Raw genomic sequence first — 12,364 nt, forward strand, 5'->3', positions numbered from 1 at the left:
GCGCCAGCCTAGTGCCGGTCAGCGGCTCGGGGTGACGGGGAGGTTGCGGGGGTTGAAGTACGGGAGGGTGGCCAGTTCGCGGAGTGCGGAGACGGCCTTGGGGTTGTCGTCCACGGCGAAGCGGCGGCGGGTGTCGCGGCTCTCCTCGGCGCGTTCGTCGGAGTTGAAGTAGACGACGGCCTTGACCTTGGGGTGCTGGAGGGTCTCGGCGGCGCGCCGGAACCACTCGGGACGGCGGTCGCCGTAGGACCGGGGCACGCCGACCTCGGCGACCATGAGCGGCTTGGGGCGGTCCTTGGTCCACTCGAAGAACTGGCGCAGCCCCTCGGACAGGTCGACGTAGGCGTTCGCGGCGCTCGGCAGCGCGCCCGCGCAGATCCAGTCGACCTGGTCGTCGCCGGGATAGAACGACGGCACGGAACCGCCGAACCCGACGGCCGTCGGGCACCAGACCCACGCCACGTTCGCGACGCCCTCCGCCGCGAAGATCGCGCGGACGTGCTTCCACGCCGCGACGAACGTCGCCGCGTCGTGGATGCGGTGCGCGTTGCCGGGGCCGTTCATGTCGCGCATCCACCGGATGTACATCGGACGGCCCGCCGCCTTCACGGCGCGCGCCCGGTCGCGGATCAGCCGGTCGTGCCGCCCGGAGACGACCTCGCGGGTGTCGGCGCCCGCCCACGACACCAGGAGCTGGCGGGGCCCGTCGAGCACCGCGCGGTCGGCGGCGGTGGGGAACTGCGACGTCCACGACCGGTACCGGTGGACGATGTCCACCTGGCGGCCCAGCTTGCGTTCCAGCTCGGCGACGGGCGCCATGCCGGGCTGCCCGGCGCCGTAGCCGGGGGCGACGGGCGGCTGACCGCCGGTGGAGGGGGTCTGCGACGGGCTCGGGGTGGGCGCGTCCGACTCGGGCGGGGCCCAGGCGCCGAAGTAGGCGCCCTTGGCGGGCGGCGTCGGCGCGACGCCCGGACGCGTCGTCGTGGTGATCTCCGGGTCGGCGTCCGCGCCGCTAGCGCAGCCCGCGCCCAGCAGCGTCAGGGCCAGCATCCCCGCCGGGACCGTCCCCCGGGTCAGCCGCTTCACCATCGTCCTCCGACTCGTCTCGATCGACCACGCCGGAGCGACCATACTGGGCAATTCTGGCGAATGACGCCACGTCCAGGGATTCTCCCCGCGCGCGCGGGTCCACTCCGGCCGCGCGCAGCGCCTCCTCGGCCGCCGCCGGAGACCCCGCCCAGCCCGCCAGCGCGGCCCGCAGCGTCTTGCGCCGCTGCGCGAACGCGGCGTCGATCACGGCGAAGACCTCCGCCCGGGACGCGGTGGTGGACGGCGGATCGTGCCGGGTGAACGCGACGAGCCCCGAGTCGACGTTGGGCGCGGGCCAGAACACCGCGCGCCCGACCGCACCCGCCCGCCGCGCGGCGCCGTACCAGGCGAGCTTCACCGACGGCACGCCGTAGATGCGCCCGCCCGGCGAGGCCGTCATGCGGTCGGCGACCTCAGCCTGCACCATCACCAGCGCCCGGCGCAGCGACGGGAACCGCTCCAGCAGCGACAGCACCACCGGCACCGCCACGTTGTAGGGCAGGTTCGCGACCAGCGCCGTCGGCGGCGGGCCCGGCAGCTCGGTGACGCGCAGCGCGTCGGCGTGCACGACCTCCAGCCGATCGGCCAGCGCGGGCGCGTGCGCGGCGACGGTGACCGGCAGCGCCGCCGCTAGCCTGCCGTCCAGCTCGACGGCGACGACGCGCCGCACGTGCGGCAGCAGCGCCAGCGTCAGCGAGCCGAGCCCCGGCCCGACCTCCAGGACGACGTCGTCGCCGGTGACGTCGGCGGCCCGCACGATGCGCCGCACCGTGTTGCCGTCGATGACGAAGTTCTGTCCGAGCTGCTTGGTCGGCCGGACGCCGAGCGCCGCGGCGAGTTCACGGACGTCGGACGGACCGAGCAGCGCCTCTGTTTCCCCCACGCCGTCCAGTGTCCCAGCTCAGGAGAACAGGAACTTCCCGCAGTGCGGCCACTGGCCCTGCCAGCGCCCGCCGACCTTCTTGTACAGGAGCTGGGCGCGGTAGGTCTGCTCGGCGGCGGGCGCCTGGCTGGGCAGGCCCGAGCCGCCGACCGACCGCCACGTGGGCAGCGAGAACTGGTAGAGCCCGTAGTACCCGGCCGGGTTGACGGCATTGGGCCGCCCGCCGGACTCGCACTTGGCCAGGCCCGCCCAGTTCAGCCCGGACGCCGGGCCGCCGCCCGCCGACGGCCCGATGGCGAGGATCTGCGCGACGGGCTTGCGCTTCACCTTCTCGGCCAGCACGATCTTGACCTTCTTGCCCTTGCGCTTGGCCCAGGCGGTCTTGACGATCGTCAGCCCCGGCTTGCCCGCGCGCACCTCCTTCTGCGAGAAGGGCGGCAGCTTCCTGTCCTTCTTCTTCACGACCGGCAGCGTCGTGCGGACGCCCTTGACCACGGGCTTGGACAGCAGCCGGGTGATCGTGATCTTCGCTTCGGCGGGCTCGTCCCTGGCGGGCTCGACGAGGTCGTACTTGCCGAGCTTCACCCCCGCCTGGTCGAGGACCTGCGCGACCGTGGTGCCGGTGACGGTCTTCTCGGTGCGCTTCCTGTCGATGATGATCGCGACCTGGCGCGGCTCGGGCGCGGGGCTGCTCGGCGCGGCGGCGGGGTCGGCGGCGGGCGCGTCGGCGGCGCGGCGCGTCTTGGCGGGCTCGTCGCCGCCGCCGCACGCGCCGGCGGTACCGGCGACGAGCGCGGCGGCCAGCAGCACACGCGGAACGAGGGTCGTGGTGGGACGGCGCAAGGTGGTCTTCCGTGTCACGCGCCGAACCTTACGTCCCCCGCAGCACCCATCGCTACCGAAACCACCATGAAGCGACTACGGCGGGTGGCCCGCCCTCACCGGAAGATCGGCGTTTCCGGCGTGTATTCGCCGTTCAGCACGAGCTTGAGGTAGGTCGCCAGTTTGTTCACCGTGCCGTCGGACGAGGCCGCCGCCCGCTCGATCACGGGCAGCGCCGGACGCGCGTCCTCCCCGAGGAACACCAGCGCGTTGAGCGCCTGGAGGCGGACGGGGGCCGCCTCGTGCGCGTCCAGCGTCCCGGCCAGGAACGCCACCGCCCGCGCCGTGTGCCGCCGGTCGTGCCGGGCCAGCGCCTCGGCCGCCGCCACCCGGACCTGCGGTGACGCGTCGTGCCCGACGCGGCGCAGCAGCGCGTCCGCCGCGGTCCCGGCCCGGCCCGCGCGCTGCATCACCAGCCCGGACGCGGCCCAGAACCGGATCACCTCGTTGCGGTCGTCCAGCGCCCGCACCAGCTCCGGAACGTCGCGCGGGTCACGGCGGATCGCCGTCGCGGCGAGCCGCAGCACGCGCGGCAGCGGATACGCGCCGGGGACGCGGCTGGCGTCGTAGCCCTCCAGCGGCGAACCCTCGGGGATGAACCCGTTGTCGTTGACGCGGATCAGGTGGGCGTCCAGCGCGGACCGCAGCCGCAGCAGGCGCAGCGTGTGGCGGGGGTCGGCGGCCAGGTTGCGGACCTCGTCGGGGTCGGCGCGCAGGTCGTACAGCTCCTCGGCGGGCTTGTCGTGCCAGAACCGCTCCTGCACCGGGTTCAGCTTCCCGTCCAGGTGGGCCTGCTCCCACACCTGGTAGCCGCGCTGCTGCCAGGCGTACGCCTGGTACTGGCCGTAGGGGCGGTGCGGCGCGTAGTTGCGGACGTACCGGTAGCGCTCGTCGCGGACGGTGCGGACCAGGTCGTACCGGTCGTCCATCCGGCCGCGCATCCCGAACGCGTACTCGGGGCGGCGCCGCGCCGTCAGCGACGTGCCGTGCAGGTGGCGCGGGACGGGCGCACCGGCGAGGGCGAGCGCCGTCGGCGGCAGGTCCACGGTGTTCACCGGGCCGTTCACGACCGACCCCGGCCTGCCCAGGTGCGCCCACTTGCGGGGATACCGGACGATCAGCGGGACGCGCAGGCCGCTGTCGTAGCAGAACCGCTTGCTGCGCGGCAGCACGCCGCCGTTGTCGCCGAAGTAGAACACGATCGTGTCGTCGGCCAGCCCGGCGGCCTCCAGCTCGGCCAGGTGGGCGCCGATCTGGCCGTCCATGGTCTCGACGAGGTCGTGGAAGCGGGCGCGGTCGGCGCGCGTCTCGGGGGTGTCGGGCAGGTAGGCGGGGATGCGGACGTCCTCGGGGCGCGTCCGGGTCGGGCCGGTCGGGAAGAGCTGCGACTCGTGCGTCGTCATGAACGTGAAGACGGAGTAGAACGGCGTCCCCTCGGGCCGGTTCCGCCAGTGGGCGGTCGCGCTCGACGCGTCCCAGATGTCGCGGGGCACGTAGCCGGAGTTGTAGTCGGTCTTGGAGTTGTTCGTGCAGTAGTAGCCCTGTTCGCGCAACTGCTCGGGGAGCGGGCGCAGGAAGCCGGGCACGTTGCCGTCGGCGCGCATGTGGTGGGCCGGTCCGCAGCTCTCGGCGTGGACGCCGGTGAGCAGCGCGAAGCGGGACGGCGCGCAGACGGGCGCGGGCGAGAACGCGTTCTCGTAGCGGACGCCCTCGCGGGCCAGCCGGTCCAGGTGCGGCGTGCGCGCGACCGGGTCTCCGTAGGCGCCCAGGTAGGGGTTGTTGTCCTCGCTGATCAGCCAGAGGATGTTGGGCCGCGCGGCCGGAGGGCGGGTCGGCGCGGGCGCGGCCCGCGCGGCGGACGCGGGCAGCGCGGTGGCGACCGCGCCGCCCGCACCGGCGGCGAGCACGGCGCGGCGGGAGGGGGCGGGAAGCGACATGGGGGAGCTCCAAGGCATCGACGGGGACGGAAGTGATCCTCAGCCCCAATTCCCACCAAGTCAACCAAGATGGTAGACATCACATCCGGCGCCTGCCTCGCTCGACGGCCCGGCGCGGGTCACCAGGTACCGAAGGCGCGTTCTCCGTTCGCGGCGATGGCCGCGCAGAGGGCGGCGACGTCCAGGCCCTTCACGTCGGCCATGAAGCGGACCGTGTGCGGGATCAGGTAGGACGCGTTCGGCTTGCCCCGGTGCGGGATCGGGGTGAGGAACGGGGCGTCGGTCTCGACCAGCAGGAGGTCGGCCGGGGCCACGCGCAGCGCCTCGCGCACAGGTTCGGCGTTCTTGAACGTGACGTTCCCGGCGAAGCTCATGAAGTAGCCGTTGTCGGCGCAGACGCGGGCCATGGCGGCGTCGCCGGAGAAGCAGTGGAAGACGGTCCGCTCGGGCGCGCCCTCCTCGGCCAGGACGCGCAGCACGTCGTCGTGGGCGTCGCGGTCGTGGATGACCAGGGCCGTGCCGGTGCGCTTGGCGATGTCGATGTGGGCGCGGAACGAGCGGTGCTGGTCGTCCTTGGGGGCCCAGTCGCGGTAGTAGTCCAGCCCGGTCTCCCCCACCGCTCGCACCTTCGGCTGCGCGGCCAGGGCCTCGATCTCGGCCAGGACGGCGTCCGTCACGCCGGTGGTGTCGTTCGGGTGGATCGCCACGCCCGCGTAGACGTCGTCGTGCTCGGCGGCCGTCTCCGCGCAGAGCCGCGACGACGGCAGGTCGACGCCGATCGTGACGATGCGCGCGACGCCGACCGACCGCGCCGCCGCGAGCTGCTCGGCGACCGGCAGCTCGACCAGGTCGAGATGGCAGTGGCTGTCGAACACGTCCACCGGGAGCCGTTCGGCGGGCGGCGCCGGGAACGCGCGCGGCGCGGCGGAGCCGTCCTCGGCGGCGGGACGGCTCACGACCCGCCCTCGGCCAGCCGGGCCAGCTCCTCGTCGACGACCGAGGAGTCGAGCTTGGTGAACAGCGGCGACGGCTTGGCCAGCGGCGTGCCCGGCTTGATCGGCACCGACTCCCAGCGGGCCTCGGTGGCGTAGTCGCCGGTGAGGATCGTGTAGTCGGGGCCGCCGTCCTCGGAGACGGTCTCCATGCGCGGCATGCCGCTCCACTCGCCCTGCCCGCCGAGCATCTCGTAGACCTTCTGCGCCGTGTTCGGCAGGAACGGGGTGAGCAGCGACTTGGCGTCGTCGACGACCTGGAGCGTCGTGTGCAGGATGGACTTGACCCGCTCGGGGTCGTCCTTGAGCTTCCACGGCGCCTGGTCGGACAGGTAGCGGTTGGCGTCGCGAACGACCTCCAGGGCCTCCCCGATGCCGTTCTTGAACCGGGACCGGCCCAGCTCGGCGCCGACGGCGCCGAACGCGTTCCGGCTGCGCTCCAGCAGGGCGCGGTCGGCGTCGGTGAGGTCGCCCGCGTCGGGGATCGCGCCGAAGTTCTTGGCGGCCAGGTTCACCGAGCGGTTCACCAGGTTGCCCCACGCGGCGACCAGCTCGTCGTTGTTGCGGCGGACGAACTCGGCCCAGGTGAAGTCGGTGTCCTGGTTCTCCGGACCGGCGACCGCGATGTAGTAGCGCAGGGCGTCCACGTCGTAGCGGGCGAGGAAGTCCTGGACGTAGATGACGACCTGCCGGGACGAGGAGAACTTGCGGCCCTCCATCGTCAGGAACTCCGACGAGACGACCTCGGTCGGCACGTTGAGCGCGCCGAGCGGACCGGGCGTGCCGCCCTTGTCGCCCGCGCCGCCGTAGCCGAGCAGGATCGCCGGCCAGATCTCGGAGTGGAAGACGATGTTGTCCTTGCCCATGAAGTAGTACGACAGGGCCTCGGGGTCCTGCCACCAGGCGCGCCACGCCTCCGGGTCGCCGGTGCGGCGGGCCCACTCGACCGACGCCGAGAAGTAGCCGATGACCGCGTCGAACCAGACGTACAGCTTCTTGGCGGGGTTGTCGCGCCAGCCCTCCAGCGGGATCGGCACGCCCCAGTCGAGGTCGCGGCTGATCGCGCGGGGCTGGAGGTCGTTGAGCAGGTTGAGCGAGAACTTCAGCACGTTGGGCCGCCACTGGCCCTGCTTGGACTTCAGGTAGCGCGACAGCACCTCGGTGAACGCGGGCAGGTCGAGCATGAAGTGCTCGGTCTCCACGAACTTGGGCGTCTCGCCGTTGATCCGGCTGACCGGGTTGATCAGGTCGATCGGGTCGAGCTGGTTGCCGCAGTTGTCGCACTGGTCGCCGCGGGCGCCGTCGTAGCCGCAGATGGGGCAGGTGCCCTCGATGTACCGGTCGGGCAGGGTGCGCCCGGTGGACGGCGAGATGGCGCCCATCGTGGTCTTCTCGAAGACGTACCCGTTGGCGTACAGGCCCTTGAAGACCTCCTGCACGATCGCGTAGTGGTTCTGCGTCGTCGTGCGGGTGAACAGGTCGTAGGACATGCCGAGGCCGAGCAGGTCGCGGGTGATGACGTCGTGGTAGCGGTCGGCCAGCTCGCGCGCCGACACGCCCTCCTTGTCGGCCTGGACCTGGATCGGGGTGCCGTGCTCGTCGGTGCCGCTCACCATGAGCACCTGGTTGCCCGCCATGCGCTGGTACCGGGCGAACATGTCGCTCGGCAGGGCGAAGCCCGAGACGTGCCCGATGTGGCGCGGCCCGTTGGCGTAGGGCCAGGCGGGCGCGGTGAGGATGTGGCGGCTCGACGACGACATGGGACAAGCCTAAAGGTCGCGGGCTCTTCGTCCGCACGGTTGTCCACAGCGCGCCGTCGGTAGTCTGGCCCGGCTGGGGCGGCGCGGGGCCGTCCGCTGAGGGGAGTGCGCGGGATGGTCCAGGCCACGGCAGCCGAGACGCAGGCCGAGGAGGACGGGGCCGCGCGGCGGCGCCCGCCCTGGCGGCGGATCGCGGCGCTTTCGGGCCTGGTCACGGTGGTCGGGGTGGTCGTCCAGTGGGTGATCATGACGCCGCCGCTCTACTACGACCCGTACTACGTGTGGCTCGGCGCCCGCGACTGGCCGGACGTCCCGCTGGACCGGTGGCCGTTCGTCGAGCTGCCGCACCAGGTCACCCGCATCGGGCTGGTGCTCCCGGCCCGCGCCGTGCAGGAGCTGCTGGGAACGGGCCAGGCGGCGTACTTCGTCATCGCCGCGCTGGCGGGCTGCGTGTTCTTCGTCGGCACGTACCTGGCCGTGCGGTCGCTGTTCGGCGACGTCGCGGGCGTCGCGTCGGCGCTGCTGCTGATCGTCCACCCGTTCTTCACGCTGACGAACCCGTACACCCACGAGATCACCTGGTCGGCGGGCGTGCTGCTGCCCGACATGCCGGGCGCGGGGCTGTTCGCGGCGGGCATGGCGGGGCTCGTCGCCGCGTCCCGGCGGACGGGCCGCGCGCAGACGCGGATGCTGGTGGTCGCGGGGCTGCTGCTGGGCTCGTCGTTCCTGGTCCGCGAGTTCCTGGCGTTCCTGTTCCTGGCGATCCCCGCCTACCTGTGGCTGCTGCGCATCCCGTGGCGCCGCAACGTCACCGTCGGCCTGACGATGCTCGCCGTGCTGGCGGCCAACTTCGTCCACAACGTCATCGTGTGGGGGACGCCGCTGGCGGGCCTGCGCTCGGCGGCCGGGCACGGCGGCAAGTCGTGGGACGTCGTGACGCGCCCGCTGGCGGCGAACTCGTTCTGGCGCGCCATGACCGAGGGGAACCCGCTCGGCCTGGTGTTCGTCGCGCTGCTCGCGCTGACGATCGTCGGCTGGGCCGTCACCCGCGACCGGCGCCTCGCCCTGTGCCTGGTGTGGTTCTTCACGCTGGCCGTGCCGCTGACGCTGCTCTCCGGCGTGCTCGACCCGGACGACATCTCGCTGCGCGCCTGGCTCATCCGCTACTGGTTCGCGGTGCTGCCCGCGCTGCTCGCCGGTGGCATCGGCGCCGTCACGCTGCTGGCGCGGCGCGTCCCGGCGGCGTGGACGGCGCGGCTGCGGCCGGTGGCGTTCGGCGCGGCCGTGCTCGGCGTCGTCGCCTACCTCGGCGCGGCGTTCGCCGCCGTCCCCGACCTGCCGCGCGACCGCGCCTGGAACGAGCTGCGGGTGTGGCTGGACGGCCGCGACGACCTGCCCGCGATCACCACCGACGGCCGTCTCGCGCAGACGTTCACGTTCTACGCCCGCGACATGTGGGGCAATGTGCAGTGGAACGGGCGCGTCGTGACCTTCCCGCAGTACGCCGTCGGCGACCCGCCCACCACCGAGTACCCCATGCTGTACCACCGCTGGCGCGGCATGGAGGCCAGCGCGCCGGTCCTCGGCGGCTGGAAGCCCGGCGAGCACGGCTGGACGCTCGCCTGGCGCTCGTCCGACGGCCTGCTGGAGATCTGGAACCCGCCCGCGCGCTAGCGCACCGGCACCCACGCCACCCAGCCGCCGTCGAAGGCGGGCAGCGCCGCCGCGACCCGCCAGCCCGGCGGCGCCCCGCCCCGCCAGGTGGACGTCGGCGCCGAGCGGCCGTCCCACGCGACGATCACCAGCCCGGCGCCGGGCGGCGGGCCGCCGACGCGGCCGTCGTATCCGGCCGGTCTCGCCCACGGCATCCGGTACTGGAGCGGCAGCCGGATCGTCCACGCCAGGTTGCGGTCCATCGCGACGGGCGGGCGCTCCCCCGGCGGCAGCAGGGTGCGCATGTCGCTGACGCGGGCGAACTCGCCGCTGATCGGCTGCGCGGCCCGGGTCAGCGCCGTCCCGACGATGACGAGGCTGACCAGCGCGAACACGCCGGTCAGCGGCCCCGCCCCCCGGCGCGCCAGCAGCACGGCCACCGCGAACAGGACGAGCCCGGCCACCGTCGCGTGCCAGAGCCGCAACTGCGTCCAGTTCCACGTCAGCAGCGAGATCTCGGGAAAGTCGAACGCCAGGTGCTCGTAGCGGGACAGCCGGTCGCCCGCGAACGCCTGCACGACGCCCGCCGACGCCACCAGCAGCGCCGCCGCCGCGCCCGCCGTCACCGTGACGCGCCGCCGCGCCCGCAGCAGCACCGCGAGCCCGGCCGCGAACAGCACCGGCAGCACCGGCGCGAGGTAGCGGGCGTAGGCGAAGTTGCCGACGCGGCGCTCGTCGGGCAGCGCCGCCGACGTCGCCAGCGCGATCCCGGCGACGATCCCGAGGACGGCCAGCGCCAGCGCCCGCTGCGCGCCGGGCGTCCCGCGCCGCAGCGCCGTCCGGCCGAAGGCCAGCAGCCCGATCCCGGCGACGCCGCCGGTGATGACGAGCTGGCTCCAGAGCTGCCCGGTGGCGAGCCCGAGCGTCCACCCCCACCCGTCCAGGCTGAGCAGCCGGTCGCGGACGTTGTCCTGGAGCCGGTTGTCACCGAAGGGGTACAGGACGGCGGTGAGCCGCGCGTTGAGGAGCCCGCCCGCGAGCAGGACGCCGCCGAGCACCGCCGCGCCCACGGCCTGCGCCGTCCACGGGCGCCGCAGCAGCACCGCCGCCCCGAGCAGGCCCATCTGCGCCAGGACGAGCAGCAGCCCCCGGGAGTGGCAGACGTGCGCGTACGCCGCCAGCAGCGACGCGCCGCCCGCGTACAGGGCGATGCGGCGCGGCGGGGCGGCGGCGCTCAGCCAGGAGTGCGCCAGCAGCAGCCAGCCCAGCGTGACGACGGGCAGGATCGCGTCCGTCAGCGCGAACAGCGAGAAGAACAGCACGGCGGGCAGCAGCGCCACCGCGTTCCCGCACAGGAACGCCGGGCCGGGCGCCAGGCCGAACCGCCGCAGCAGGACGTAGCCGAGCGGCAGCATCAGCGCGCTGACGAGCGCGTTGACGCCGAGCATCGCGTGGTAGGCGACGTCGGGGTCGTCGGTCAGGTACAGCACGGGGGCGACCAGCAGCGCGTATCCGGCGCGGTAGATCGTGCCGTGCGACAGGTCGGTGCCGACGCCGCCGGTGAGGACGCGGGCCGAGAACAGGTAGCCGTACTCGTCGGGCGCGGCGGCGGGCATCGCCCGCGTCGCCGCGAGCGCCATGCGCAGCAGCGCGTGCGCCAGCCAGCCGAGCAGCAACGCGGTGCCGGGCCGGAACGCCGCGTCCCGCCGCCACGGGGGCGACGGGACGAGGGGACGGGTCCGGGCCGGGCGCATCAACCGCCCGCTGTGCCGTCGCCGTCACGCATGGCATCAGCCTGCCATACGCGGTGACGTTCAGTTGACGGGCCGCGCCGGAGTGTCGTCGGCGGCGGCGACGTCGGCCTTCTCGGCGGCGACGCGCTCGGCGGCCTCGTCCACGACGCCCGCGGCCTCGTCGGCGGCGTCGATGAGCGGCGGAAGCTGGCGGCGGCGGATGCCGAGGATGCTGGCGAACAGCGACGCGAACAGCACCTGGAGGCTCATCACCAGCGCGATCGCCGCCGGGACGACGATGCGCAGCGACTGGCGCGGGTCGAGTTCACCGAAGTTGTTGACGCGCCAGTGCAGCAGCGACGCGGCCAGCCCGCCGAGGCCCGCGACGGCCAGCAGGCCGCCGATGACGAGCCCGCGTTCCAGGCTCCAGAACCGCAGCAGCCGCTGGACGCGGGCGTCGTCGGGCAGGAAGCCCTCCTGCATCGCGTAGATCTTCGTGAGCAGCGCGAACAGCACCGCCTGGAAGCCGATCACCATCGCGGCGCCCGCGCCGACGAGCGTGTCGACGTCGAACGCGACGTTCCCGACGCGGACCGGGCCGAACGACAGCGCGACCCCGGCGACCAGGCCGATCGTCATGAACAGCAGGCCGGGGATGAGGAACAGCCAGCGCGGGCTGTAGAGCATGAGGAAGCGCAGGTGCCGCCAGCCGTCGCGCCAGGTGTTGAGGTGCGGGGCGCGGGTGCGGCCGTCCGGGGAGAGCGTGGTGGGGCGCTCGCGGATGTCGTACTTGGCGAGTGTGGCCTTCACCACCATCTCGCTGGCGAACTCCATGCCGCCGGTCTGGAGGCCGAGGCGCAGGATCGACGCCTTGTTGAACGCGCGCAGGCCGCAGTGGAAGTCACCGATCTTGCTGCCGAAGAACAGCCTGCCGACGAAGCTGAGCACCGGGTTGCCGAGGTAGCGGTGCAGCGGCGGCATGGCGCCGGGCGCGATGCCGCCCTCGAACCGGTTGCCCATGACGAGGTCGGCGCCGTCGCGCAGGTCCTCCAGGAACGGGCCCAGCGTGGAGAAGTCGTAGGAGTCGTCGGCGTCGCCCATGGCCACGTACTTGCCGCGCGCGGCCCGGATGCCGCCCATGAGGGCGTTGCCGTACCCCTTGTCGGCGACGGGGACGACGCGCGCCCCGGCCTCGCGGGCCAGCTTCTGGCTGCCGTCGGTGCTGCCGTTGTCGGCGATGACGACCTCGCCGTCGATACCGGCCTCTTCGAAGAACCGGACGGTCTTGCGCACGCACGTGGCGACCGTCTCGGCCTCGTTGAGACAGGGCATCACTACGGAGAGTTCCACTCGATCTCCTTCGGGACCATCCCCGCGGGCGCGGGGTGTGATGATGAACTAACCTCTCTGTCTTCCGAGCGGCCCGTTCAGTCCA

The 12,364-nt window shown here is 73.3% G+C and carries 9 protein-coding genes; 1 reads left to right on the top strand and 8 read right to left on the bottom strand.

All coding sequences use genetic code 11. The features are described 5' to 3' along the window. Positions 1-18: 18 nt before the first annotated feature. From C229_RS0100775 to metG, 6 genes are all read right to left on the bottom strand, one after another. Positions 19-1,089, bottom strand: a complete 1,071-nt coding sequence (locus C229_RS0100775; RefSeq protein WP_155884518.1) for a glycoside hydrolase family 26 protein — start codon at positions 1,087-1,089, stop codon at positions 19-21. Continuing rightward, positions 1,013-1,972 (bottom strand): 16S rRNA (adenine(1518)-N(6)/adenine(1519)-N(6))-dimethyltransferase RsmA, encoded by a 960-nt coding sequence (rsmA, locus tag C229_RS0100780; protein ID WP_018653175.1) that lies wholly within the window; start codon positions 1,970-1,972, stop codon positions 1,013-1,015. Before rsmA ends, C229_RS0100775 begins: the two co-directional genes overlap by 77 nt. Positions 1,973-1,990: 18 nt before the next feature. Then, a complete protein-coding gene (locus C229_RS0100785; RefSeq protein WP_240487033.1) occupies positions 1,991-2,833 on the bottom strand; it encodes a resuscitation-promoting factor in 843 nt (280 codons plus the stop codon). A gap of 77 nt (positions 2,834-2,910) precedes the next feature. After that, a complete protein-coding gene (locus tag C229_RS0100790) occupies positions 2,911-4,791 on the bottom strand; it encodes a sulfatase-like hydrolase/transferase (protein ID WP_018653177.1) in 1,881 nt (626 codons plus the stop codon). 119 nt (positions 4,792-4,910) lie between these two features. Beyond that, positions 4,911-5,747: a TatD family hydrolase gene (locus C229_RS0100795; protein WP_018653178.1), complete on the bottom strand. Its 837-nt coding sequence runs from the start codon at positions 5,745-5,747 to the stop codon at positions 4,911-4,913. Next, on the bottom strand, positions 5,744-7,543 hold the full coding sequence (metG, locus tag C229_RS0100800) for a methionine--tRNA ligase (protein ID WP_018653179.1): 1,800 nt from the start codon (positions 7,541-7,543) through the stop codon (positions 5,744-5,746). Before metG ends, C229_RS0100795 begins: the two co-directional genes overlap by 4 nt. A 114-nt stretch (positions 7,544-7,657) precedes the next feature. Between metG and C229_RS0100805 the strand changes: the two genes are divergently transcribed. Next, positions 7,658-9,217, top strand: coding sequence for a glycosyltransferase family 39 protein (locus tag C229_RS0100805; protein WP_026313337.1), 1,560 nt, complete (start codon positions 7,658-7,660; stop codon positions 9,215-9,217). On the opposite strand, the gene C229_RS0100810 is transcribed toward C229_RS0100805, so the two are convergent. Beyond that, the gene (locus tag C229_RS0100810) at positions 9,214-10,950 is read right to left on the bottom strand and encodes a glycosyltransferase family protein (RefSeq protein WP_018653180.1); all 1,737 of its coding nucleotides are present in this window, start codon (positions 10,948-10,950) and stop codon (positions 9,214-9,216) included. The two genes, C229_RS0100805 and C229_RS0100810, sit on opposite strands and share 4 nt — an antisense overlap. Positions 10,951-11,010: 60 nt before the next feature. Continuing rightward, a complete protein-coding gene (locus tag C229_RS0100815; RefSeq protein WP_205624408.1) occupies positions 11,011-12,279 on the bottom strand; it encodes a glycosyltransferase family 2 protein in 1,269 nt (422 codons plus the stop codon). Positions 12,280-12,364: the final 85 nt, after the last annotated feature.

The sequence above is a fragment of the Actinomadura flavalba DSM 45200 genome, assembly GCF_000374305.1.
Classification (GTDB): Bacteria; Actinomycetota; Actinomycetes; order Streptosporangiales; family Streptosporangiaceae; genus Spirillospora; species Spirillospora flavalba.